The organism is Actinosynnema sp. NPDC049800 (assembly GCF_040656635.1).
GTDB lineage: Bacteria > Actinomycetota > Actinomycetes > Mycobacteriales > Pseudonocardiaceae > Actinosynnema.
On sequence record NZ_JBFAMT010000037.1, the window covers coordinates 14316 to 39689 of the forward strand.

A 25374-nucleotide genomic window follows, 5' to 3' on the forward strand; every position below is an offset into this window, starting at 1 on the left:
CGGCCATGGACCCCGCGTTCGACGACATCTTCACCCAGCCGGAGAACGAGATCTTCCGGGTCGTGTTCTTCCCCGACCGGATCTACCACTCGCGCTACCTGCACGCCTCGCGCAGTCCCCGGTACCGCTACGACGTGGACGAGGTCCGCAACGGCCCGGACATCACCGCCATGAAGGGCAGCGTCTACCTCGACGGCACGCGGCTGTGCAGCGTGCTGCGCCTGGAGTACCGCGCCGGACGGCTCACCGAACTGGTGCGGGAACGCGGACGCCGCCTCGGCGCCTCGGTGAACGCGTGGGTGCGCCTGCTGCCGGACGACGCCGCGCTCACGGCGGACGCGACGGTGACGTTGCGCTACGACAAGGCGGTGGACGCGTACGCGGTGGAGATGTGGGACACGCTGGAGCCGCCCGAGCACACCCACCACGACTACCGGGTGCTGCCGCTGATGGGCGCGAACGCCCCGATCACGCGTCCGCCGTCGCTGTCGTCGGCGTTGGTCGACATCAAGGCGCTGCGCCGGCTGGAGGTGGCGTTCAGCGAGGTGGCGATGACCACGCCCACCGGCCACCCCGTGCCGGACGTCCAGTGGGACAACAACTTCCTGCGCTCGCACCAGGAGCCGCGCGACCCGTCGCCCTCCTCGGACCGGAACACCGTGCGCGACCTGAACTACCTGCTCGACTACCAGCGCGCGTGGTTCATCCCCGACTCGGCGCAGGTGCCACCGGTGCGCTACCGCAACGCGATGATGGACGCGGACAACCCGGAGGCGGGCGACGGCAACGTGCTGGACATGCGCTGGCTCGTGCAACGCGAGCTGGGCGGCGACCTGGTGTTCTTCCACGAGGTGACGATCCCGCCGGGAGTGGTGGAGGGCACGCACCGCCACATCGGCTCCGAGGAGCTGTACTACGTCGTGTCCGGCCGCGGTCGGGCCTACCTGGGGGTGGACGACGACCCGGCCGCGGCGGGCCAGCCGGTCGTCGAGCGGCACGTGTACGGCATCGGCCGCAAGCAGTGCCGCGAGGTGGCCGTGGGTCCGGGCAGCACGCTGTTCACCAAGAGCGGCGGCATCCACGGCATCCGCGCGGACGGCGACGAGCCGTTGAAGTTCGTGGCGTTCCTCTACCAGCCCTGAACCCCTGAATGGGAGGTGACCCCCGTGCGGATTCCCCAAGGTGACGCCGTGCGCCGCGTCGAGCCCGGTGCGACGCCGGACTACTCGTCGGACAACCCGCTGGAACGGCTGCTCACGGTGGTGCAGGAGACCCGGCTCGCCGCCGAGCTGGAGTGCTACGCCACGCCGTCGTTGCAGTACGTGCTGCCGCACGAGTGGCTGGAGCTGTACGGGCCGAGCAGCCCGAACACCGACGTCCTCGACCCTGCGGCGCAGGACTTCAAGACCGACTTCCAGAAGCAGAACGTCGCCGACTTCCGGTTGGGCGACACCAGGGCGGTGCGCGGGTGGGCGTTGGCCGGCGACTGGACCGGGCCGTTCCTGCACCTGTCCTACCGGGCCGGGCCGGACAGCGCGCTGGCTCGGGCGCACGGCGGTTCGCTCGGCGACCGGGTGCTGGTGGAGGTGGAGGTCGAGGGCGGTGGCCGGGCCGAGGTGGAAGCCCCTTACGACCCGGACAGCGGGCGTTACGCCGTGGAGCTGTGGGGCTACCGCGGTGACGACCTGGAGTCGCGGGTCGGCACGCGCGGCAGGCAGTCGCTCAAGCTGGGGATCCTGCAAGCACGCCCGGACCTCGCGCGTGGCGCGCCGGACGCGTTCGGCCGTGCCGGGTTGGACGGCCGGGACGTCCGCGAGGTCGCGCCCGACCACCTGCTGCACCCCGTCCGCCCGCTGCGGGTCGTGCTGCGGTGGCGCAGCGCGGACCGTTCGGCCGAGGTCGGGCCCGTGACGCTCGCGTTCCAGATGGTGGTGCGCGGGTGGGACGCGTTCCTGGAGGTGGGCCGGAGCCCGAACCCGCACGGCGGCATCGGGTTCCTGGAGTACCGCAACCTGCTGTCGAACTACTTCCGGTTCACCGGCTCGGGCGAGCTGGGGCGGAAGCTGGAGCCGTACAACCTGGACGGCTTCGGCCGCAAGGGCGCGGGCGAGGAGCCGTTCCTGGCCGTCGAGTACATGGACCTGCACGTGCTGGACGCCGGGTGCGGCATCGGCCTGCACCGGCACCGGGACAACTCCGAAGCGTTCCTGATGCTGGAGGGCGAGGGCTGGATGGTGATCGGCGACTGGGCCGAGCCCGACACCCGCGACCGGTGCTTCGAGGTGCGCCTGCTGCGGGCGGGCCACCTGGCGCTGCTGAAGGGCGGCAACCTGCACGGCCTGGCCAACCCGTCGGACCACCAGATCTCGCTGTTCATGTTCGGCGGCTACGACTGACCACCGGCCACCGGGTTCGTGACGCCGAGCTCCACCAACAACGCCCGCGCCTCGGGACGGCACAGCTCGCTCCACCGCGCCAACGCCCGTGCCGCTTTCACCCGGAGGTGGCGCGGGACGGCCGGGTCGTGCGCGATCTCGCGGGCGACTACGGCGGCGGACTCGCGGTGGTCACGGCGCAGCTCGGCGGAGGCCGCGGCGGCCCGCAGCCGGGCACCGGGACGGAGCGCGCGGTCCCGCGCCATGTCGCGCAACGCGATCGCGCCCTCGGCCGGGTCGAACACGCCGATGGCCTCGAACACCTGGATGCGGACCAACGGGTTCTCGGCGGAGCGGAGCTGCCTCAGCAGTGGCACGACCTGTGCCCGCAGGTCCGGCCGTGCCTTGCCGAGCACACGGGCGGCGTCGACGCGAGGGAGAGTCGGCAGCGCATCGTCCGTGGCGATCTCCCACAGGCACACGGCGCCGAGTTCGCGGCCCCGTTCACCGAACCTCAGGAGGTCGTCGGCCGCCTGCCACCGCAGGGTGGGCCGACAGGCGGGATCGGTGGCGATGCCGTGCAGGACGCGAACAGCGGCGGCGCGGTCGTCCACGGAGTGGTGCCGGATCAGCATCGCGGCCTGCCACCGGATCGCGGGCGACATCCGCTCGTCGTCCCGCACGGCTCGCAACCGCCGCAGACCACCTGACCGCCTCAACGCGTAGAGCGCGTGCAGGCGGTCGGAGTCCGACAGCCTGCCGTCCTCCGCGAAGTCGTGGAGCACCGGGACCAGCCGTTCGGGGGTGTCGCCGGTCAGGACATTGATCCGGCGGGCGGCGCCGGCCCGCTCGCGCGCGGCTTCGGCAGTGTCGCGGGCCGCGGTGTCGTCCTCGGCCAGCAGGTGCTGGCGTCCTGCCCCCTTCAAGCGCATGAGTGCTTGACGAACGTTGAAGCGAACGTTCCGGGGCCACGTCGTCTGTTCGAGCACCCGGACCGCTTCGGGAACCATGCGGGGTGAGAGCCCGGCGAGCGCCGCGGCGGCTCTGATCCGGTCCGCCGGCATCGTCTCCACCGCGGTGATCACGTCGCGGAGCACCGCCGCCGCCTCGGTGGCGAGCGCGGGCCCGGTCCACTCGCTGAGGTCACCGGCCCGCTGGGCCGGCGACGCGGTGTGGTCGGCCAGGAGGTCGCGTTCGGCGCGGAGTTGGTCCCTGCCCGACAGCGCGGGGATCAACTGACGTCGTTGCTTCGGGCGGGCCGACGGATCGTCGACGACCGCCTGTGCGAACCTGGCCACTTCACGATCGTGCGGTACGCGGTGCACGAGCCATTCGAGGGCGTCAGCACGTTCCTCGACGGTGAACTCCGGGCTCGTGGCCAACCTCCGCAACGAGGAGAAGGCCACCTGGGCCCGCGCCGGTGCCAGCACCATCAGCTGCCACGCGGCCTCGGCGCGGTCGCGCACCGGTTGCGCCTCGTCGTCGAGCACCCAGGCGTGGAAGGCGACCGCGGCGTCGAGCGTGGTCGGGTCGTGTTCGGCGAGCAGCCGCACCGCATCCGTGCGCCACTGGAACTCCAGGCAGGCGTCGGCGGCTTGCTCGCGGATCTCCGCGAGCGCCTCGTCGCGCGAGCCGGGGTGCAGGTCGGCCAGCAGGTCGGCGGCGGACAGCCGCCGGTGGCGGTCGGAGTCCACATCGGCCAGGCGGGCCCGGAGGGCGGGCGCGAGGTCGGCGCCGAGCTCGGCCAGGGCTCTCACGCGGGATGTCCACGTCGTCGCCGCTGTGTCGGCGTTCTCCCTCATCACCACGGCGACCGCGGTGTCGATCGCGGCCGGCTCGGCACGGGCCAGGGCCACCGCTGCCTCACCGCGGTCCGACAGGGGCAGCAGGTCGTCGGCGACGACTCGGCGCAAGCCGTCCACGACGACCGGGTCGGACCGGTGGTCCAACACCTCCATGGCGTTCGCCACCTGGCACAGGGTGGCGGCGTTCGTATCGGGTTCGTGCGCCAGAGCGCGCAGATCGGCTGCCACCTCGGCGCGCAGGCCGGCGCCGAACTTGCGGGCGTCCCTGGTCATCAGGTGCAACCACGAGTTCGGCACGATCCGCCCCTCGATCATGCGCACGATCCCGTCGACGACCTGGCGGCGGAAGGGACGTCCCAGCATGATCAGGGCGGAGGCCGCGCTGTGCCGTGCCCGGCCGTCCCACACCGGGTCACGCAGCACGGCGATCATCGCGGCGGCGTACGCGTCGCGGTCGGTGACGTCTACGTGGTTGAAGGTCGGGTAGTCGCGGTACGAGGCCCAGAGCGCCGCCTGCTCCGGCGCGACCAGCGACAGCACGGCAGCGGATGTCCGCTCGTGGAACCCGGTGCCCAGGCGTCGCAGCGTGCGCCACGCCATCAGTTGTGCGTCGGGGTCTTCCTGGCTGGTGGCGATCTCCGACAGGTGGCGGGCCACCTCGTCGTGGAACTCCGGACCCAGGCCGATCAAGTGCGAGCCGGCCTGGATGCGGATCCGGGCGTCGGTGGCGCGGTCCGTCAGCGTCGCGCGCAGGGAGGCCACCGCCGGCGCCCGATGGGGCTCGCCCAACGCCGCCAGCTTGGCGCCCGCCGACAACCTGTCGTAGAAGGAGGCCGTGGGGTGGGTGGTGACGGCGCGCAGCGTGGCCGCGGCCTCCTCTCGGTGCTCCGGGCCCAGGTCGGCGAGCTCCTGCGCGGCCCACAACCTGCCGTTGGCGTCGGTGGTCCAGTCGGCGAGGATCGCTTGCAGGAGGTCCAGCGCCTCACCCTGCGCCCCCATGTCGGCGAGCGAACGGGCGATGGTCGACCGCGTGTAGACCTCGACGCCGACGGTCCTGGACAACGCCAGCAGGTGGTCGACGGCCGCCACGCGGTGGTGTGGACCCAGTTCGGCGAGCGCCTCGGCGGCGGGGACCCGCCCGCCGCGTCGATCGGAGATCAGCCTGGTCAAGGCGGCGACGGCTTCGTCGGAGCGCTGCGGGCCCAGGGACGCCAGGCCCACCGCCGCGTCGCGCAAACCGGCGCTGAAGTCGCTGCGGGTGCGCAGGACCTCGCGGAACACGTCGGCGGCGCGCTCGTGGTGCTCGACGTCGATCTCGACCAACCCCGTCGCGGCGTGGACGCGGGCTTGATCGGGGGCGTCGGGGTCGTCCAGCAGGTCGGTCAGGGCGGCGACGGCGTGCTCGCGCGACTCGCCGTCGAAGCCGGCCAGGACCACGGCGGCGTTGCGCAGTTGCTCGGCCGTGGCCGAAGGGGAGGCGAGGATGGCGCGCAGGCCCTGGTCGGAGGCGCGGTGGCCGTCCGGGCCGCACTCGGTCAGCGCCTCGGCCGCGGCGAGCCGGTGCTCCACCGGGATCGCGGAGTCGTCCACGACGCGGCGGAGCAGGCGGGCGGCGTCGGCGGACTCGGCGCCGCGGAGCCTGGTCGCGAGCGCCGCCGCCGCCTCGACCCGTGACGGCCAGGGCGCGTCGTCCGAGTCCATCAGGTCGCGCAGCCACGAGGCGGTGCCGGGGTGGTGGGCGGCACGGCTGGTCTGCGACAGGATCTTCAGCGCCGGGTGCTGGGTGGTCATCGCCCACGCCCGCACGGTGCCCAGGAAGCCGTCGACCGCGGCCGGGCCCGCGGGCAGGTGCCGGGCGAGCAGGCGGGCGGCCAGGAGGTGCTGGTCGGAGCCGCCCGCGTGCAGGTGCTCGAGGAGGCGTTCGGCTTCCGCCGGGTGCAGGCGGGTGTGGTGCAGCAGCACGGCCCTGGCGTGGCGTCCCCGGTCCTCGGCGCGGGCGGCGTGCAGGAGGCTCGCGAAGTCGGCGTGCGCGGGGTCGAAGCGGTCCGGGAGCAGCCTGGCCCTGGCGGTGGCGGCGAGGTGCTCGGCGAAGCTGTGGTGCAGGAACCGGAGGTCCTCGCCGCGGCGGCTGAGCGGACCCACGGCGGCGAGGTAGGTGATCAGGTCGTCCTGCCACGCGCCCGCGAGGTCGGGCAGGTGGCGTGCGGCCCAGTCGTGCGCGGCGACGACGAGGGAGGTGTCGGCCTCCAGCCGCACGCGGCCGAGGTGCTCCAGCAGCGCGTCGCGCACCGGGTCGAACGGGCCGGGCTCGGCCGTGTGCGCGGTGCGCAGGTGCTTCAGGTACGCCTCGTACAGCTCGTACTGGTTGTCCGGCAACGGGCGGTTGCCCGGCTGCTCGAAGATGATCGCGGCGATCGTCGCCAGCAGCGGCACGCGCGCCAGCTCGTCCAGGTGGGCGGCGCGGATCTGGCGCACGAACCGGTAGGCGCGGTCCCGGTCGCCGAACCAGTTGCGGGCGAACTGCCGCAGCGCGCGTTCGTCGAACGGTTGCAGCTCGTAGCGGGCGGCGCCGATGCGCTGCAGCGGCGCCAGGGCCGCGCCCTCGATCGGCCGGGTGGTGACCACGACCCGGTAGGGCGAGGAGGGCTCGGCGGTCCACGCGGCCAGCACGGTGACCAGGCGGTCCCGTTCTGTGGTGTCGGCGACCTCGTCCAAGCCGTCCACCAGCAGCAGCCAGCGGCAGCCCGCGATCCGCCCCTCCAGGGCGCGCGGGTCCAGGGGAGAGGCGAGCAGGGCGCCGTACTCCACGCCGGCGCTCTCCGCGACCGCCTCCGGGAACGGTCGGCCGAGCCGGCCGGCCAGCTCCCGGGCCGTCAACCGCAGGGGCATCACCCGTTCCGCCATCGGCGCGGGTTCGCCGTCGTGGGAGAGCCACTGCTCGGCGACGTCGGCGGCCAGCCGCAGCGACAGCGTGGACTTGCCTTGCCCGGGACCACCGGTGATCACCACGTGGTCGTCGCGGTCCAACGCCTCCCAGACGGTCCGGGTCGGCGCGCGCACGGCCAGGCGGGTGATCGGAGGGCTCGGCGGCTCGACGACCTGCCCGCGGCCGTCCACGATCGGCGCCGGTCGCGGTGGCTCCGGCGCGAGCTCGTCCACGCCGCTGCCCAGGTCCTGGCGCACGTGCACCGTCACCAGCGACGACCGGCGCGGGCCGGGTAATCGGTACGGCATCTCCCGGGCGGTGTCGACCTGCGCCCGCAGCAGGAACCGGACCGGTGCGGGCAGTCCCGACGACGCCGGCTCGGCCGACGACCCCGGCCCGACCTCCGCGCCGGTCACGGTGATGTGCACGCCGCCGTGGATCGTGCCGGCCAGCACGGCGGGTCCCCGCACGTCGCCGCCGATCCGGTTGACATCGGTGGACCGAGCGCGCTCCTCCAACCCCGACCCCTTCCCGCCCGCGGTGAACGCATGGTCCCACGGGTTCCGAGGTCCGCGGATACCGTCCGCCGGGGTAGCCTTGCCGCCGCCGTCTGCGCTGGTCGCACCCGCTCCGCCCAACGGCACGACCAGCCGGACCGCACCTCGGGGTGAACCATGGAGTTCGACCGCAACGCCGCCTTCCCGACCTCGCCGCAGGAACCCGTTCGCGCGCCCGCCCCTCCCGCGCCCGCTCGTCCGGCGCCTTCTGGCACGTCGTTCGGCCGCAGCCTGCTCGCGTCCCTGGTCTGGGTGGTCGCCGTGCTGGTCGCGGTGGTCGTGCTCGAGGGACTGCCCGCGTCCGGGTACGGGCTCGGGATGGTGGTCGGCCGACTGGTGGTGCCCTGCCTGGTCTCGGCCTGGCTGGTCCGCCGGTTCTTCGGGCACAAGTGGTTGGCGTTCGGCTGGTTGGTGCTGGCCTCGCTGCCGACGTTCTTCGTCAGCTTCGTCGTGTTCGGCGCGATCCTCCTGGCCAGGCAGGCCTGAGCCGTCCAGCGAGGTCGTGCGCGCTCGGCTACCCGGTGCGCTCGACGGCGGTACGCATTAGCGCTATCGGGTGACAGCTCGTAACCCCACCTGGTCCGGGGCCGACTCCAGGTATAGGCGGCCGGTGGGGAGGACGCCGTGTCCGGAACGAGTGGGTGAGCCCCTGTGGACGCGTTGATCGAGATCACGCAGCCCGGCCAGGGAGCCGATTACCGGGTGGACCTCTACCTCGGTGACGACGGAGTGTGGCCGGCGGAGCCGACGGCGTCGGACACCGTGCCGGCGGACCTGGCCGCCGCGTCGCTGCCCGTGCCGTCGACCGGCGCCACGGCGTCGGACGCGATCGTCGGCTTCCTCCACGCGAACCCGGAGTCGCAGGCGTTCGCCGACCTCGGCCTGCACCTCGGTCGGCTGCTCCTGCCGCCGAACGTGCGCGAGCACTGGTCCCGGCCAGGGGTGAAGCGCACCTTCCTGTGCCTGCCGCCGGAACTGCGCCGCCTGCCGTGGGAATCGGCCAGGTCCGCGCACGCCCTGTTCGTCCAGCCCGACCAGCCGTTCATCCGGCTGCACCGGCGCGTGCCGGGCGACGACCCGATCGCCGAGTCGCTGCCGATCCGGGTGCTGGTCGTGCGCGGCGATGACGACGACGACATCGGTTCCCGAGCCGAGATCCGGGAGATCAAGAGGGTCGTGGGCGGCGCGCCGGGCCGGATCGAGGCGGAGTTCCTGTCCCGGCCGACCGAATCGGACCTCAAGTCGGCCTACCGGCGGGTCGTGCCGCACGTGCTGCACTTCATCGGGCACGGCACGCGCAAGGCGAGCACGGGTCAGCCGGCGTTGCGGATCGTCCCGCCCGGCCGTGAGGCGTGGTTGCTCACCCCGACCTACATCGGCGACCTGCTGAGCCGTCCCGCGCCGCGGCTGGCGATCCTGAACGCCTGCCGCTCCGGCGAGACGGCGGACGCGGTGGCGCTGACCGACGTGTTCCTCGACAGCGGGGCCGCCGCCGTCGTCGGCATGCAGGGCGACATCCGGGGCACGGCGGCGGCGCTGTTCGGCGGCTCGCTCTACCGCGCCCTGCTGGCCAACGAACCGGTCGACCGGGCCGTGGCGACGGCGCGCGAGGCCGTGTACGCGGACACCGGCGTGTCCGACGGCGCCCGGGACTGGATCCTGCCGAGCCTCACGCTGCGCGTGCGCCCCGACGACGTGCTCCCGGACCTGTCCGCGACCGGCGCGCGTGCGGTGCGGATCGAGCAGCAGTTCGAGAAGGAGGTCGGCGCGTTCGTCAACCGGGTCCACGAGCGCCACAAGCTGCTCAAGGGCGTCGACCCGGGCGTCGGCGAGCCGCTCGAACCGCTGCTGCTCGTCGTCGGCGAGTCCCAGGTGGGCAAGACGCGGCTGCTGAACTGGCTGCGGCGGCGGTGCGCGGTGCGCGGGCGGCGGGTCAAGTACGTCAGCTTCGACCGGCCGAACCCGGTCGAGGTGCTCGGCGACCGGCCCGCCAGGTTCGACTTCCTGGAGGTGCTGTACGCGATCCGGGACGTGGCGGAGGACCTGCCCAACCTGCCCGAGGGGGTGGCGTCGGCGTTCGACCGGTTCAACCACGACGTGGTCCACCTCGCCGAGGGCAGGCTGCCGCCGGACCCGCCCGTGCCGACGCCGGAACCGGCGCGGTGGCCCCGGCTGACCGGCGGCACGTCGCACCACGTCGCGGCGACGTTCGAGTCGTTCCGGGCGTGCCTGGGCCGCGCGGCGCAACCGGAGCCGTTGTTGCTGGTCTTCGACCACGTCGGGAACGTGCTGGACTCGGCGTTCCGGCAGCAGCTGTACGACCACCTGATCCGGCACGTCGCCGACGGCGAGCTGCCGAACCTGAGCCTCGTGGTGGTGATGACGAACGAGCAGTTCGCCACGCACTGGCCGGAGCTGGGCGGCGGCACGCGGGTCGACCTGGACCGCATCGAGGCCGAGGAGTTCTCCGCGCTGGCCGAGGACGTGGTGCTGGCGGTCGGCCGGTCGATCGGCGACCCGCACGTCCAGCTGATCGAGGCCATCGGCAAGGGCGTCGCCACCGGCAAGTGGAGCCCCGCCGTGCTCGGCGACCTGGAGAACATCGTGAGGCGGATGCGATGAAGCCGATCGACGCCGAGCTGTTGCGACGCCTGGCTCGGGGTGACTCCCTGGAGGACGTCCTGGCGTCGCTGCGACCGGCGGACCAGTGGGACGTGCTGCGGCGGTGCGCCGCGGTCCGCTCGTTCGACCGGGAGCTGTACGACAAGGTGCTCGTCGCCGACGTCGACGGCGCGCCGCCGTTCGACGCGGTCGTCACCGCGCCGGAGGTCGAGCCGATCCAGGGCACCCGGGAGGCCTACCGGCTGCGGCCCGGCGCGAAGGCACGCTACTGGAACGGCTGGTGGCCCGACGGCGCCGACCCGCGTGCCGTGCCCGAGGAGCTGCGGTCGCTGGTCGGCCGCCTGGCGCGGCACTACCGGGCCGCGCACAAGCCCGTCGACCTGCTCGAACAGCTGGTGCTCCTCGACCACCGCGCCGCCGCCGAGCTGTTCGTCCGGCTGTACGCCAAGGCCGACCACCGGCACGACCTGGCGCTGTGCCAGGAGCTGATCGACGTGCTCGGCGCCGAGGACCGGGTGCGGCTGATCGGCCCCGAGCTGATCGCGCTGCGCCACGACCGGGCCGCGTACCTGCGCACCCGCGGGTTGTGGTCGACCGAGTACCTCCAGTCGGCCACGTTCCTCGAGACGGCCGGCGCCAAGGCGACCTACCAGCGGCTCGTCCGGGGCGACGGTCCCCGGATGGTGGTGCTGCACGGCCCGTCCGGGCGCGGCAAGACGATGGAGCTGCGCTGGCTGGTGTCCCGGGTGCTGGTGCCGCGGCGCGTGCCGTGCGTGCTGGGCGACTTCGACGTGCTGGACCCGGTCAACGTCGCGCGGTACCCGTGGCTGCTGCTGGTGGAGGCGGCGGCGCGGCTCGACCAGCAGCTGCCGGCGGCGCCGTTCACCGAGTTCCTGGAGCGGTACGCGTGGACCGGGGTCCTCTCGCGGCGCCAGGTCGCGGACCCCGGTCGGGCGGCCGCGGCGAGCAGGCGGCTGTGCGACGAGCGCGACCGGCTCGGGGTGGACGTGCTCAAGGACTTCGTGCGCACGTTCAACGAGGCGATGGCGGACAGGCCCGCCGTGATGGTGCTCGACGCGTTGGACCGGGTGTCCGCGAACCGGTCGCGCGAGGAGCTGGCAGGCCTGCTCCGGCAGCTGTTGCGGCTGTACCGCGACTGCCCGGCGATGCGGATCGTGCTGGCTGGCCGCTACCCGCTCGCGGTGCCGGTGCTGCCGCCCGCGGTCGATCGGCACCTGGCGCCGTTCGCCGCCGACGACGCGACGCGCTACCTGGCCGACCTGCGCCGCATCACGCGCGCCGACCTGCGGCACGCGATCGTGGCGAAGGCCGGGGGAGAGCCGGTGGTGCTGGCGCGCCTGGCCGACCTGGTGCAGCAGCGGCCCGACATCACCCCGGCCGAGATCCGGGAGTACCGGGCGGACCTGACCGCGCTCGTGCTCCAGGTGCTGCGGCCGATCGCCGACCCGGGCCTGCGGTGGCTGCTGCGGTACGGGATGGTGGCGCGGACGTTGAGCCTCGACTTCGCGCGCGAGGTGCTCGGGCCGCACCTGCGCGCCGCCGCGTCCGGCGACCTGGACCTCGACGACCCGGGCGAGGACGTGGTGCCGGGCGGTGAGCCGGCGTCGTTGTTCCCCGTCACCGCCGACGTGGACGTCGAGCGGTTGTGGCCTCGGCTGACGAGGTTCGCGGGCACCACGCCCTGGGTCGTGCCGGTGCCGGGCGAGCCGGACTCGCTGCGGTTCGCCGACGCCGTGGCCGAGCCGATGCGCCGCCTGATCCGGTCGCACGCCGTCCACGACCGGCTGCACGCCGACGCCGTGGCGTTCTTCGAGCGCAGGGCGGAGGCCGACCCCGAGCGGTGGGACCGGTGGACCCGGGAGGCGGTCTACCACCGGTTCCGGCTGGAGGGCCCCGCCGCGGTGGACTACTGGCGCGCGGCCTTGGACCAGGTGGAGCTGGGTGAGGCGCACCGGCGGGCCGCGTTGGCCGAGGAGGTGCTGGGGCCCGACTACGTCGACGCCGACGCCGACCCGCGCCCGTGGGACGAGCACCGGCCGATCGTGACCCGGGAGACCGTGGTCGAGGCCCGGTACGAGCTGGCCGCGGCGCTCACGCAGCTGGCCAGGCAGGGCGGTGCCGAAGCGGCGGACCAGCTGTGGAGCCGGGCCGAGGAGAACTTCTCGGCCGTCGTGCGCGACCGGGACGACTTCGGCGCGGACGTCGTGCCCGACTGGCGGCTCGGGTACGTGCGCGCCGCGCTCGCGCTGAAGTCCGGCGACGTGGCCACCGCCGAGGAGGAGCTGACGCGGGCGTTGCCGCGGTCGTGGGGCACGAAGGACGACGTGCGGCTGCGCATCCTGCTCGGCGACGTGCGGATGATCCTCGGCGACCGGCAGGCGCCCGAGGAGTACCGGCGTGCGGCGGAGGCGGCGGTCCGCGTCGGCGCCCGCCGGTGGGAACCGCCGATCCGACTGCGGATCGTGAGGGCGTACCGGCACTTCGGGCGCCTGGCGGAGGCGATCCGCGAATTGAACCTGGCCCGGCGCGGCGGGCCGTTGAACGCCGAGCAGCAGCGCCGCTGCGGCCTGCTCGCGGTCGAGCTCGGCCTCGGCGCGAACCGGCTGGAGTGGGCGGCCTTCCACGCGCGCCGGGTCGCCGCGCGCGACGGCGACCGGGAAGGGCAGGCCGCCGGCGCGAGGGTGGCCCTGGCCGCACGCAGGCCGCTGCTCGCGCTCGACCTCGCGCACCGCGCCGAACACCTGGCCCGCGGCTCCGCGCTCGCCCGTGAGCTGACCGGGCTCGCCGAGGGCATGGTGGCGCACTACGGGAAGGCCTTGCACGCGCTGGAAACCGCGCGGTCGCGGTGGCGTCGCGAGGGTGACCGCGCGGCCGTCGCCCGCTGCCACACGCACTCCGCGGTGCTGCTCATGCGGGAGGTCGGCAACCTCACCCTGGCCGAGCACCACCTGGCCGAGGCCGTCGAGCAGGCCGCCCGGGGCAGCGACGCCTGGTGCGGTGCGGAGCTGGCCCGGGTCGAGCTGCTGGGGCTGGCCGCACGGCCGCACGAGGCGCTGGACGCGGTCGCCGCCGTGATCGGCGAGCTCCACCGGCGTGCCCGCCCGCCGTGCCTGGTGGCTCGTGCCGCCGTGGAAGGCCTGGCGATCGACCTGCCCGACGGGTTCCGGTGGTTGCTGGACGAGCTGGTGGCGCGGCTGCGCGAGATCACGCCCGCGTCCGCGCGCCTGGTCGTGATGGAGGAACTGCGCCGCGTGCCCGATCCGCACGACGACCGGGCGCGGGACGCCTGGCGCGAGGTCGCGTCGCTGGTGCGGCTGGAGACGGACCGGTTGCGCGCGACGGACCGCGCCCTGCTGGACCTGACGTCGGCGGAGGTGGACCGGCTGACCGGCGATCGGGCGGCGGCGGAGCGGAAGCTGGCCGGGGCGCGGCCCACCGGTGGCTCGTGGTTCGCGCTCCGGGAGTGGTCGCGGGCCGCGGACCGGGTGGGCGTGCCCGCGCGAGGTGACGTGGAGGCGTTCCTCCGGGAGTTCGGCGGCCACCCGATGCTGTGCGCGGCCTTCCTCGTCGAGCGCGCGGAAGCCCTGATCGCGCTGGACGAGCCGGACCGGGCGGAGGCGTCGTTGCGCCGGGCCGCGCCGCTGCTGGCCTCCGCCGACGAGCGGGAGACGCAGTGGCACGCGAGGTCGCACTACGCGGGCAGCGTGATCGCGGAGAAGTCCAGCCGGGCGCCGGAACCGGAGCTGGTCCGCGCCGGTGCGGCGTTCGCCGCGCTCGGTGACGCGCGCCGTGCGGCGGTCGCGTCCCGCTTCACCCGAGGGCGGATCAGCACGACGTTGCGCAGCGCGCGCGGGCGCGTGCGGCTGGCCGTCGAGGACCGGGCGCTGGTCGTGCAGACGTCCGTCCCACCCGACGTGGACACCACCATCCGCCACGACAACGCTTTGGTGGACGCGATCCTCGGTGCGGGCCGGGCCGGCTCCGGGCCGCTCGTCGAACGGCTCCGGGAGGACTGGCAGGCCACCTGCGCCGGGCTCGGGTCGCTGCTCCTGCCCGGTCCGGCGCTGCGGGCGCCGGCCGGCCCGTTCGACCTCAGGTGCGACGTCGAGGACCGCAGGCTCGGCGCGGTGCCGTGGGAACTGGCGCTGCGGCCGGACGTGCGGCGGCTGCTCGTGCTCGACCGCGCCGTCGCCACCTTCCACCGGGCCGTGTCGCGGGAGGCCGCCTACCGCGACGAGATCAGGTTCGTCCAGGTCGGCCTCAACCGGGTGGCGGACGCGGACCTGGCGGCCGACGGCGACCTCGGCCCGCACACCAGGAGCGCGTTGCGGCGGTACCAGGAGGCCCGGGGCCTCACCCCGGACGCCGACCTCGGCGCCGAGCTGCTGGACCGGTTGCAGCGCGACCTCGCCGAGCCGGTCAAGCCGCTGGCGGTGCTGGCCCAGCCGAGCCGGTCGTCGCAGATCAACTCCGCGCGCGGGCACCTGAACTCGGGCGTCGACCTGGCCCACCTGTACGGCAGTCACGGGTTCGACGTGGAGTCGGTCGAGAACCCCACGCTGGACCTGCTCGCCGGGGCCGTGACCCGTGCGGTCCACAGTGGACGGACGCCGGCGGTGGTGCACCTGGCGGGCGGGCTGCGCGAGTCCGGCGGCGGCGTCGCGCTCACGTTCCTCGCCGGTGGCTGGGCGACGGAGGCGTTCAACGCCACGCCGACCGCCGAGGAGATCCCGGTGACGGCGCTCAACCGAGTGCTCGCCGCCGTGCCGCGCGACGAGTTCCGGCCGCTCGTGGTGCTCGACGTGAACCGGCCGTGGGGCTCGGACGACGCGATCTCGTACCTGGTGCTGCGCAACGCGTTCGCGACTGACCTGTTCGCCCTCGGCCGGTGCGCGGGCGTGCTGGGCGCCGGTCTGGCCGGCGACGGCGAGCACGACCTGTGCGACGCCGTGATCGGCGCGATCGCGGCGGGCCGGTCGTTGGCGGACGTGGCGGGCGGGCTGCGTTCGCCCGCACGGCACGCCACCGGCCTCGACCGGGTGCTGCCCACGGCCGGCGTCGCCCTGCACACGCACCTGCCGTGGTTGCGGCTCGTGCCACGACCGGGAGGACGGCCATGACCACGACCGACCGCAAGGTCGCCGAGCTCAGGCACAAGCTCGCGGGCATCGACGCGGACTTCGCCCGGTGGCGCGCCGAGACCGCGTCGGGCCGGGTCCTGCGCAAGCACCACACCCAGGTGGTCCGGCTCACCGACCGGCTCGGCGGTGTCGTCGAGCGGATCGGCGCGGAGCTGGACGCGGTCGCGGCCGATGGCGCCGACGTCCTGCGGGAGTGCCGCCGGCTCCAGCTGCGGATGCTGGAGGTGCACCGGCTGTGGGACTTCTACCGCTCGAAGCTGAACCTGCGGTACGTGGAGTGGTACCGGCCGTTCCTGACCGCCGTGGACGAGTTCGCCTGGCGGTGCTACGACCCGGCGGCGGCCGGCCGCGACCGGGAGGCCCCGCTGGTGCACCTCAGCGGCGAGTTCAGCCCGTTCACGCACCTGCGGGAGACGCCGTTCGTGGTCGAGGACGTGCCGGACGCCTTGGACACCGCGGACTTCCTCGGCGTGGTCACGCGGCTGCCGATCCCGATCATCGGCCTGCCGTGGTACCAGCTCGTGCACCTGCCGGACGCGGTGGTGATCGGGCACGAGGTCGGGCACGCGGTGGAACGCGACTTCGGCCTGCTCGGCACGGTCCGCGCCCTGACCAGGCCGGTGTTGCGGACCATGCCCGAAGCCCGGCGCGACGCCTGGGACACGTGGCTGCCGGAGGTCTTCGCCGACCTGTACGGGGTGCTGGCGGCCGGACCGGCGTTCGCGTCCGCGCTGGCCGACCTGCTCGTCGTGGACGACGCCCGGACGGCCGCCGAGATCGACGGACCGGTCCTGGTCCACCCGCCCGCGGCCGTGCGGCTCGCGTTGACCGCGCGGGCGTTGGCGGAGACGGGTTTCCCGGCGGCGGGGACGCCGTGCGGGCGGTTCGAGGACGACGTCGCCCCGATGACGACGGCACTGCTGGACGGGCCGTACCCGGGGCTGGGCGACCGCCCGCTGCGCGAGGTGATCGCGTTCACCGCCGACCAGCAGCGGCACGCCGTCACCGCCGCCGACGGTCTCGTGGACCACCAACGGCCGGAGACCAGCGACGTCCGGTGCCTGATCGCGGCCGCCCGGCTGGCGTTCGACCGCGAACCCGCCCTGTTCGCCCCGCCGCCGCCCGACCGCGTCAACGCCCAGGACCTGATCCTCGACAAGGTCGCGAAGGCCGTCGGGGACGGCTCGCGCGCCGACGTCGGCGAGGGGGGACCGGTGGTGGACGACCGGGCCGCCGGCGCGGAGCTCTACGACCTGATCGACACGATGATCCGAAAGGCCCACGATGACCACCACGACTGAACGACCGCAGGACCCCATGGCCGCCGTGGCGCAGCTCGCCCGGCTGGTCGCGGGCGAGGACGAGCAGCGGTTCGTGCTGGTGTACCACGCGCTCGCCAACCAGGTCGACGGCTTCCTCAACGGCGACCGCGCCGAGGGCTACCGCCTGGCCCGCTCGCTGCTCCGCCGCGGCGTGTCGCCCCTGACCAGGTCGGCCGTCGCCGCGGAACCGCCGTCCGACAGCATCTTCACCGACCCGGTGTACCTGGCCAACATGCGCGCCCTGGTCGACGACCACGCCCACATCATCGGCGGCGTGCCCACGGCCGACTTCCCGGAGTGCGTCGCCATCGGCGGCCCCGACGCGTGGTGCTGCTCGGGCACGCTCGTCTCGCCGAACGTCGTCGTCACCGCCGGGCACTGCGTGGACGGCGGGTGCGCGGCCCGCGTGTTCGTCGGCAAGGACGTGGAGTTCCCCGAGGACGGCGAGGTGATCGAGGTCGAGACCGCGCTCGCGCACCCCGACTACCGCCCGCCCCGGCCGACCGGGGACATCGCGGTCCTGGTGCTCGCGCGCCCCGCCCCGGTCACGCCGCGCCCGATCGCGACGCCGGACCAGGTCGCCGCCGCGAAGTTCGTGCGGCTCGCGGGTTACGGCAACACCGACGTGCACAGCAGCGGCGGCTACGGCCGGCGGCGGATGGTGGACGTGCCGATCGCGAGCGACCACCCCCGGCACGGCGCGGACGCCGCCACGGAGTTCGTGGCCGGCGCGCCGTTCCTCGACCGGGACAGCTGCAACGGCGACAGCGGCGGCCCCGCGTACGTGCAGGCGGGTGACCAGTGGTTCCTGGCAGGCGCGACGTCCCGGGCCACCGCCTCGTCGCTGCGCCCGTGCGGCGACGGCGGCATCTACACCCGGGTGGCCTCCTACGAGAAGTGGCTGTGGACCGTGCCCGGAGCCCGTCGGCCCCAGTAGCTGTTCGAGGTTCGGTGTGTTGTCGGGCTGGTAGAACCGCGGCCAGCCCGCGGTTCCGGACGGTGCTCGACCGGATCCGGGTTCCCGGCCCGACCCGTCGGCCACCGCACCCGTCCGGGAGCGGTGGCCCGCACCGGTGCGTCACCTCGGCACAGCTCGAGGTCGCCGATGCCTAGCCGAGATCCAGAACCTCGTCGTCCGCGTGCGTGCCGAACTCGGCGACGCGCACCTCCGCGATGCGCTCGTACCGGCTGATCCGGTCGGTCCACTCCACGTCGACACCGAACGCCACCTGCGCGAAGCCCACCCGGCCGACGGCCTCGGCCAGGCCCGGATCTCCAGGGGCCAGCAGCCGCACCGGCGCGTCGAGCGCCACGGTGTGCGGCGGCACGAAGTACTCGTCCGACAGGACAGTGCGCGCGTGGACGAGCGCGCCGACGGCGACAACCGAGCCGGCGCCCAACCGTGCGCTCTGGAGGACCGTCGCCGCGGTCGCCACGTAGGCGCACCTGCCGACCTCGCAGCCCAGCAGCGTGGCATGCGGCCCCACGAAGACGTGGTCGCCGAGGAGCACCGGCTGATCGCCGGCGACCGCAGACCCGCGCAGCACCGCGTTCTCGCAGATCACCGCCGCCTCCCCGACCTCGATCCGGGACCCCTCGGCATCGAGCACGGCACCGTACATCACCCGCGCCCTCGGCCCCACGCGGACATCGCCGACCAGCGTGGCCGTCGGGGCGACGTAGGCGGTGGGGTGGACCTGCGGTTCATGCCCGCGATGCCGGATGCGGATCCCTCGCGCTTCAGCGATCATGAGCGGATCCTCGACCGACCGACCGCGGGCAAGCCGGCGGATTTCAGACGTCGCGTTCGTCGAGACCTGTGCCATCCGCCATCGGAGGCACTACTACAGGGCGAACGTTGCCTGACGCGGCACTAATACGCGGAGGCGCGGACGGCGAACACCGAACGGCTGCCGGCGTACTCGGTCAGCGACCAGAGCTGCCCCTTGGCGGGCCAGTAGGAGAGGTCCTCCGGCCCGATCGGCAGCACGTCGTAGTGCATCACGACCGCGCCGCCGGGCTTGAACGTGGCCAGGTCGCCCGCGTTGCCGCTGCCGTCGCTGGTGGAGAGGTAGAACTTGCCGTTGACCGCGGTCGCGCCCTGCATGCTCTGCACCGACACCTCGTAGGCCTCGCTCGCTCGCGCGTAGCCGTCGGACGCCGTGGTGAGCATCCGGGTGGTGTAGTCGATGGGGAAGCGGAACAGGCGGCTGCCCGCGCCGGGGTTGGCGTACTCGCCGACGACCACGCTGTCCGGGGTGCTGGTGCGGTCCAGCGAGGCGAACGAGAACCGGATGGGCGCGTGCCCGTTGGTGGTCGACTGGTTGTAGGCGAAGACCTGCGGCAGCACGTACTTGTAGCCGTAGGCCTGGTAGCTGCCGTCGGCCTGACGTCCGATCGCCGAGCCGTCGCTGGTGCTGGTCTGCCAGAGGTGCCGCAGGTCGAACACCCGGAAGCCGCTGCTCGTGGACGCCACGTACAGGTAGTGGCCGTACCAGAACATGCCGCCGGCGTGCAGGTTGATCGGCCGGAACGACGCCTGGCCCGCGCTCGTGGCGTACGGCTCGACCAGCAGCACGTGGCGGTAGGTCGGCGCGGACGGCGTGGCGTAGTCGACGAAGGAGACCCGGATGCCCCGGTCGATCCCGTCCGTGCCGTTGTCGTACCAGCTGACCAGGACCGCGGTGGAACCCTCGTAGGTCGCCTCGCCGTACGCGTCCGCGGTCGTCGTGATGCCCTGCGGCATCCAGTACGCGACGTCGTCGTCACCGCTGTTCCAGCAGAACGCGGCCACGCGGTTGGCCGCGGCGGGGGAGCACGAGGTGGCGGCGCGGTTGCCGTCGCCGACGACGGTCGGCACGCTGACGTTGGGCAGCGCGGCGTCCAGGTCGTCGATCAGCCCCGAGTAGGCGGTGGCCTTGAGGCGGAAGTTCGTCGCGGGCAGGGTCGTCGCCGCCTGCGCGGGCGCGGCAGGCGCGATGCTCGCGACCAGTGCCGCCGCGAGCCCGGCGACCACCATCCGGTACTTGTTCACCAGACCACCACCATTGTTGGTCGAGTACTGACGAACCGTCATCATGGCGGGAGTCGGGCGCTCGTCGCAACGGGTCGGCCCACGTGGCGGCCGTGATCTCGTGGTGGGATCACGGCCGCACGGCAGGTCAGACGAGCGGCCTGGCCTCGACGGGCACCCAGTCGGTGTGCTTGCCGGGCACGTCGTCACCGGACGAGATGCCCCGGATCCGGCGGTTCACCCAGGGCAGGACGTGCTCGCGGTAGTACCGGGTCTCGGCGAGCAGGCTGCGGCGGGCGGCGGGGCCCGGGTCGACCGCGTGCGCCTCCGTGACGTGCCCGAGGGCCTTGAGCACCAGGGACGCGACCCGTCGGTGCCCGGCGGCGTTGAGGTGCAGCCGGTCCGGCGACCAGTACTCGGCCCGGCGGACCTCGACGTCGTTGAACGCGTCCACGAGCAGCACGCCGCGCCGCGCGGCCAGCTCCTTGATCGCCGCCGTCAGCAGCACGCCCCGGCGGTGGACGGTGCGGCCGAACGGCAGCCGCTGCGACGGGTCGGCCCCGCTGAGCAGCACCAACCGCACCCCGGCCGACGCGCACCGCTCGACCGCCTGCCCGGTCAGCCGGACCAGCCGGGCCAGGTCGACCCCGGGCCGCATCATGTCGTTGCCGCCGCCGTTGAGGGTGATCAGCGTGGGCGCGGGCGTGAGGGCCAGCGCCGCGTCGAGCTGGCCGGTGACGATCGGCTCCAGCAGGCGGCCCCGGACGGCGAGGTTGGCGTAGTGGACCGTCTCGCCGAGCGCGACGGCCAGCCCCTCCGCCACCAGGTCGGCCCAACCCCTTGGCGTGCCGTCGGGGCGCTCGTCGCCGACCCCTTCGGTGAAGCTGTCGCCGATGGCCACGTATCGCACTGCCGGTGCCTCCCCCTGCTGGAACGTCACCGCCAGCATATGAGGCGCCCTGGCGTGACTCAGCACACCTGCTTGGCGGCGAGCACCCGGCGCACGGCCTCGTCCACGCGGGCCTGCGGCAGGGCGCCCGAGGCGACCGCGCCTTCCAGGTGGTCGAGCACCTCGCCCACGCGGCCGCCCGACGACCACAGCGCGATGTCCGCGCCGGCCGCGAGCGCCTGCGTGACCGCGTCGGGCAGGCCGACCCGGTCGGTCACCGCGCGCATCGCGCCCAGGTCGTCTGTCATCGCGGGACCCGTGAAGCCGAACTCGCCGCGCAGCAGCGCGTACGCCTCCGGGCTGAGGGTGGCGGGCACGCCGCCGGTCAGGCCGGGCACGTCGATGTGGCCCAGCATCACCACCACGTCGCCGAACCGCGGCAGGTGCCGGTACGGGACGAGGTCGGTGTCGCGCAGCGCGGCCAGCGGGGGCGAGGTGACCGCGCCGAGGTGCGAGTCGCCCGTCGTGTTGCCGTGGCCGGGGAAGTGCTTGACCACCGGCGTGACGCCCGCGTTGTGCAACCCCTCGGCGAACGCCAGCGCGTACCCCAGCGCGGTGTTCGGGTCCGGGCTGAACGAGCGGTCGCCGATGACCGTGCGGTCGGGTTGGCCGCTGGTGTCCAGCACGGGCGCCAGGTCGGTGGTCACGCCGCGCTCGCGCAGCGCGAGGCCCCGGTCCCGGGCGACCGCGCGGACCTCGTCCGGCGACAGGTCGGCCGCCATCCGCCGGGCGCTGGGCATCGAGCCGTCCAGCGCCTCCAGCCGCTGCACCCGCCCGCCCTCGTCGTCCACGGCGACGGTCAGCGGGAGGGCGGACGCGGCGTGCACGGGCGCGAGCGCGCTGGCGCTGAGCAGGCCGACGTCGTCACCGCCGATGAAGATCCCGCCCACCTGCTCGTTCCGCACGACGGTGAGGGCGTCGGCGGGCCCGCGCGGGTCCACTCCGACGACGAGGGACTGCGCCAGCCGGGCCCGCAGCGGCAGCGCGGCGATCTTCTCGGCGCACGGGTCCACCACCGGGGGCGGCGGCTCGACCGTCGTGGACGACGGCGACGGTGACGGCGGCGCGGTCGAGGACGACGTCGACAGGGCCGCGGGTCGCGTCGGCCGGTCGCTGAGCGCGGAGGTCACCACGGCGAGCGACCCGGCGACCACCGCGCCGACCGCCACGACCACCAGCATCGCCGACGTGCCGAGCCCGCGGCCACCGGTGCGCCTCACCGGCGGTCGCCTCCGTCGTCCGACGGGCGCCGACCCGGTCGGCGCGTTACCGCGTGCACAGTGCTCACTCCCACGTCCTCGCCCGCTCGGCGGTGAGTTGCCCATCGTGCGGCGGGCCATCCGGGCCCGCAACCCCGGCGCGACCGAGGCCGCCGTCACATTCCGCGTCACGAGGCATCACGGCCATCGTATCCGTTGCTCGGATCGTGCCTGAAGGGCCGCGTTTTGTCAGCGCGGGAGATCGACCGCGATTTCGCGGTGATGGTGGAATATGAATCTTCGTCGGGGCCGGTGGATCGCGGTGATGATTATGGCCGTCGGCTTTCCGCCGGTCAGAGGGGCCACCACCGCCGTTTCGATCGCGGCGCGTGATCGGGCACGAGCGCGTTGGCCGCGTCCCTGGTGCCGGGGTGGTCGGGGCCGAGGCGTGCCGTGCGCTCGGCCACCACGCGGCGGCACAGGGCGGCTGCCTCCGCGTCCCGCCCGGTGCGGGCCAGGGCGCGGGCCACGGTCAGCGCCAGGTCGTCCTCGCGGATGGTCGGCGGGTCGACCAGGGCCTCGCGGGTGATCCGGTCGCACGCCTCGCCGAGCCGGGCGTCCGGCGGGCCGTCGGCGAGTTGGGCCTCGGCGAGGGCCCGTGCCGAGGCCCAGTCCTGCTCCCTGGCGGCCCGAGCCCAGCCGGTGGCGTCGCCGTGCTCCATGAGGTCGAGGACGGAGTGGCCCTCGGGTCTGCGGTAGAGGTAGCCGGCGCGGAAGGCCAGCCACCGCGCGCGGTTCATCGTCGCCAATAGCGGCGCCATGTCCGCGGCGCACTGCGCGTCCGTGGGTTCCGGCACGAGGGTGATCGTGTGCTCGTCGTCGACGGGAGTGGCGTCGTCGAGCAACGTGCCGACGAAGTCGCGCGCGCCGCCGTTGAGGACGGCTTTCGCGTGCGCGCGGCCGAGCGCTTTCCCGATTCCGCAAGCGAGGAAGAGGCTGTTCCACTCCTCGCGGATTCGGAGGAGGTTGTCGACGTCGAAGTACTCCGCAGGCGGTGGGCCGTGCCACAAGTGGTGGAATGCGGCGTAGTCGACGCGGGTGTCGCGGGCCCGGTGCACGTTCGACGACAGTTCGGCGGGCACCAGGCGGCGAATGGCTTCGTCGGATCCGATGAGAAGCGGGAAGTGCGCGGGGAACCGGATGAACAGCGGCCGTCCCGCGGGTAATCGTCGCGGGCGTCGGGCGGCGGTGACCACCACGCCGTGCTCGTCCATCGTGACGAAATCCTCGTGCGGGTCGCGGAACAGGTCGTCCAAGGGGACGCAGGAGAACCGCGGTCCCAGCGAGCAGGCCAGGTCCGCCGGTCGGGACGCCTCGTGCCACCGGGCCGCGTCCGGGTGCCGTTCACGCAGCTCACGCCAGTCGACCGGACCGGACAGCAGGACCACGCCGTCCCGGTCGACCAACAGTCGCACCAGCAGTCGGAACAACTCGAACCGGGGTGTCCGGCCGGTGCGCGCGGTTATCTCGGTGAGCGGGACGGTCCTCTCGGGTAACGCCAGGTCACGTCGACGCAGGACGAAACCGGAATCGCTCACCAGCGCATGCTAGCGGGTGTGATTCGGACCACGACCGGGCGCGCGGGAATGGTGGTCGGACAATTTCGCCGCGCTGTAGTGAAACTTTTGCGCGCCGCGAACCGCCCGGATACTACTGTTCGGGCCATGGCGAGAGGACGCGTCACCCGCGAGGACTGGACGATGGCGGCGCTGCGCGCCCTGGCCCGGGGCGGGGTGGCGGCGGTGGCCGTCGACGTGCTCGCCGGGGAGCTCGGCATCACGCGCGGGAGCTTCTACTGGCACTTCAAGGACCGCGAGGCCCTGCTCGTGGCGGCGGTGGAGCTGTGGGAGCAGCGCACCACCGCCGACTTCATCGCCCGGCTCGCGTCGCTCGACGACCCGGAGGACAAGCTCCGCGAAGGGCTGCGGACGGCGCTCGGCGCGGAGGTCGTCCCCGGCCTGGAGCCCGCGCTCGTGGCGCACGCCGACGACCCCGTGATCGCGCCGGTGCTGACCAGGGTGATCGAGCGGCGGATCGCGTTCCTCGCCGAGATCTACGCCGAACTCGGCCTCACGCCCGCGGTGGCACGTCGACAGGCGGTCCTGGCCTACGCGGCGTACCTCGGCTGGGCGGAGCTGCGCCGCGTCGCCGCCGGGGTGGTGCCCGAGGTCGCGGTGGAAGGTCCGCGCGGGCGGGCGGGCCTGAAGCACCTCATCGACCGGCTGGCCGCCGTCCGCTAGTGCTCTGAGCGGGATGGTTCACCGGGTGGGTGCTCACCGCGGCAGCACCGGCCCGGTGCCTTGCAGGCGCGCGAAAATCGCGTGACCGTCCCAAGGGCACTGGTGACACTCACGCCATGACCGGTTCCGCACTGCCCCGACTGCTTCGACCGCGTGCCCTGAGGCCCGGGGATCTCGTGGTCATCGCATCGCTGTCCGGTCCGCTGCCGGCCGCTCACGAGCCCAACGTCGAGCGGACGGTGGCCGTGCTCGAACGGATGGGATTCCGCGTGCGCCGGGCTCCGCTGCTCGAAGCAGGGCGGCGCCATTGGTGGAGCGCGGCCACGCCGGCGGAGATCGCCGGGGAGCTCAACGGGCTTCTGCGTGATCCCGAGGTGCGCGCGATCATCGCGAGTGACGGTGGCCAGACGGCGCTCGGCTACCTCGACCTGATCGACGTCGAGGCGATCAGGGCCGACCCCAAGCCGATCCTGGGCTACAGCGACCTCTCGCTGCTGCACCTGGTGCTCTACGCGCGCACGGGTCTGGTCGGGTTCCACGCCGACATGGCGGTCCCCGGCTTCGGCGGGCACTGGCAGTCCGCGCCCGTGGCGCGCCGAGCGGAACTCGAGGAACTCTACTCCAGGTTGCTGACCGGTACCGCGGCGATCGGTGCGCTGCCCGCGAGCCCGTCGTGGGAGTGCTGGCGTCCTGGTCGTGCCGAAGGTCGGCTGATCGGCGGGGTGATCAATCGCATCGTGCTGGCGCAGGCGACGCGTTTCGCGCTGCCGATCGAGTGGTTCGAGGGCGCGGTGCTGTTCTGGGAGGAGATGGGCGGCCTGGCCTCGCATGTCTGGAGCTACCTGCAGGTGATGCGACACTGCGGCATCCTCGATCGGATCTCCGGCATGGTCATCGGGGTTCCGCGCGAGATCAGCGGACTGGAACCCGGCGCGTCACCGACCCTGTCCGAGATAGTCCTCGACGTCCTCGGCGACCGTGACCTCCCGGTTTTGGGCAACGTCGAGTTCGGGCATGCCGGCCCGAACCTGCCGATGCCGGTCGGCATCCGCGTCGGTCTCGACGCGCGGCAGCGGACGTTGTCGCTGCTCGAACCGGCGGTAGGGCCGCACGCGACGACGGGACTGGTCGGCTGAGCGCTGCG

The 25374-nt window shown here is 73.7% G+C and carries 15 protein-coding genes; 9 read left to right on the forward strand and 6 right to left on the reverse strand.

Features of this window, described 5'->3' with window-relative positions:
• The first annotated feature begins 5 nt into the window (after window positions 1–5).
• Together AB0I91_RS31125 and AB0I91_RS31130 are read left to right on the forward strand one after the other, a co-directional pair.
• The gene (locus AB0I91_RS31125) at window positions 6–1142 is read left to right on the forward strand and encodes a cupin domain-containing protein (RefSeq protein WP_498780107.1); all 1137 of its coding nucleotides are present in this window, start codon (window positions 6–8) and stop codon (window positions 1140–1142) included.
• A 24-nt stretch (window positions 1143–1166) separates the two neighbouring features.
• The gene (locus AB0I91_RS31130) at window positions 1167–2396 is read left to right on the forward strand and encodes a cupin domain-containing protein (RefSeq protein WP_499640167.1); all 1230 of its coding nucleotides are present in this window, start codon (window positions 1167–1169) and stop codon (window positions 2394–2396) included.
• Here the strand turns inward: AB0I91_RS31130 and AB0I91_RS31135 are convergent.
• Window positions 2387–7624, reverse strand: coding sequence for an NACHT domain-containing protein (locus AB0I91_RS31135; protein WP_499640169.1), 5238 nt, complete (start codon window positions 7622–7624; stop codon window positions 2387–2389). The genes AB0I91_RS31130 and AB0I91_RS31135 overlap by 10 nt on opposite strands.
• A 156-nt stretch (window positions 7625–7780) precedes the next feature.
• On the opposite strand from AB0I91_RS31135, the gene AB0I91_RS31140 reads away from it, so the two are divergent.
• The 5 genes from AB0I91_RS31140 to AB0I91_RS31160 all read left to right on the forward strand — a co-directional run bounded on the left by AB0I91_RS31140 (window position 7781) and on the right by AB0I91_RS31160 (window position 17706).
• The gene (locus AB0I91_RS31140; RefSeq protein ID WP_499640171.1) at window positions 7781–8149 is read left to right on the forward strand and encodes a hypothetical protein; all 369 of its coding nucleotides are present in this window, start codon (window positions 7781–7783) and stop codon (window positions 8147–8149) included.
• A gap of 165 nt (window positions 8150–8314) precedes the next feature.
• The gene (locus AB0I91_RS31145; protein WP_499640173.1) at window positions 8315–10285 is read left to right on the forward strand and encodes a CHAT domain-containing protein; all 1971 of its coding nucleotides are present in this window, start codon (window positions 8315–8317) and stop codon (window positions 10283–10285) included.
• The gene (locus AB0I91_RS31150) at window positions 10282–15426 is read left to right on the forward strand and encodes a peptidoglycan-binding protein (RefSeq protein ID WP_499640175.1); all 5145 of its coding nucleotides are present in this window, start codon (window positions 10282–10284) and stop codon (window positions 15424–15426) included. Before AB0I91_RS31145 ends, AB0I91_RS31150 begins: the two co-directional genes overlap by 4 nt.
• The gene (locus AB0I91_RS31155) at window positions 15423–16748 is read left to right on the forward strand and encodes a hypothetical protein (protein WP_499640177.1); all 1326 of its coding nucleotides are present in this window, start codon (window positions 15423–15425) and stop codon (window positions 16746–16748) included. Before AB0I91_RS31150 ends, AB0I91_RS31155 begins: the two co-directional genes overlap by 4 nt.
• Complete coding sequence (locus AB0I91_RS31160) at window positions 16732–17706, forward strand: S1 family peptidase (protein WP_499640179.1); 975 nt, start codon at window positions 16732–16734, stop codon at window positions 17704–17706. Before AB0I91_RS31155 ends, AB0I91_RS31160 begins: the two co-directional genes overlap by 17 nt.
• Window positions 17707–17878: 172 nt before the next feature.
• Here AB0I91_RS31160 and AB0I91_RS31165 read toward each other — a convergent pair whose 3' ends face one another.
• The 5 genes from AB0I91_RS31165 to AB0I91_RS31185 form a co-directional block, all read right to left on the reverse strand.
• The gene (locus AB0I91_RS31165; protein WP_499640181.1) at window positions 17879–18595 is read right to left on the reverse strand and encodes a gamma carbonic anhydrase family protein; all 717 of its coding nucleotides are present in this window, start codon (window positions 18593–18595) and stop codon (window positions 17879–17881) included.
• Between the two features lie 47 nt (window positions 18596–18642).
• Entirely contained in the window at window positions 18643–19848 is a 1206-nt protein-coding gene (locus AB0I91_RS31170) for a hypothetical protein (protein WP_499615417.1), read from the reverse strand.
• An 82-nt stretch (window positions 19849–19930) separates the two neighbouring features.
• Window positions 19931–20692 (reverse strand): SGNH/GDSL hydrolase family protein, encoded by a 762-nt coding sequence (locus tag AB0I91_RS31175; protein WP_498780092.1) that lies wholly within the window; start codon window positions 20690–20692, stop codon window positions 19931–19933.
• 59 nt (window positions 20693–20751) lie between these two features.
• Window positions 20752–21912: a glycoside hydrolase family 3 N-terminal domain-containing protein gene (locus AB0I91_RS31180; RefSeq protein ID WP_499640201.1), complete on the reverse strand. Its 1161-nt coding sequence runs from the start codon at window positions 21910–21912 to the stop codon at window positions 20752–20754.
• Window positions 21913–22283: 371 nt separating this feature from the next.
• The gene (locus AB0I91_RS31185; protein WP_499640183.1) at window positions 22284–23405 is read right to left on the reverse strand and encodes a hypothetical protein; all 1122 of its coding nucleotides are present in this window, start codon (window positions 23403–23405) and stop codon (window positions 22284–22286) included.
• A 249-nt stretch (window positions 23406–23654) separates the two neighbouring features.
• Between AB0I91_RS31185 and AB0I91_RS31190 the strand changes: the two genes are divergently transcribed.
• Both AB0I91_RS31190 and AB0I91_RS31195 read left to right on the forward strand, forming a co-directional pair.
• The gene (locus tag AB0I91_RS31190; protein ID WP_498780088.1) at window positions 23655–24230 is read left to right on the forward strand and encodes a TetR/AcrR family transcriptional regulator; all 576 of its coding nucleotides are present in this window, start codon (window positions 23655–23657) and stop codon (window positions 24228–24230) included.
• Between the two features lie 116 nt (window positions 24231–24346).
• Window positions 24347–25366: a S66 peptidase family protein gene (locus tag AB0I91_RS31195; RefSeq protein ID WP_499640185.1), complete on the forward strand. Its 1020-nt coding sequence runs from the start codon at window positions 24347–24349 to the stop codon at window positions 25364–25366.
• Window positions 25367–25374 lie beyond the last annotated feature (8 nt).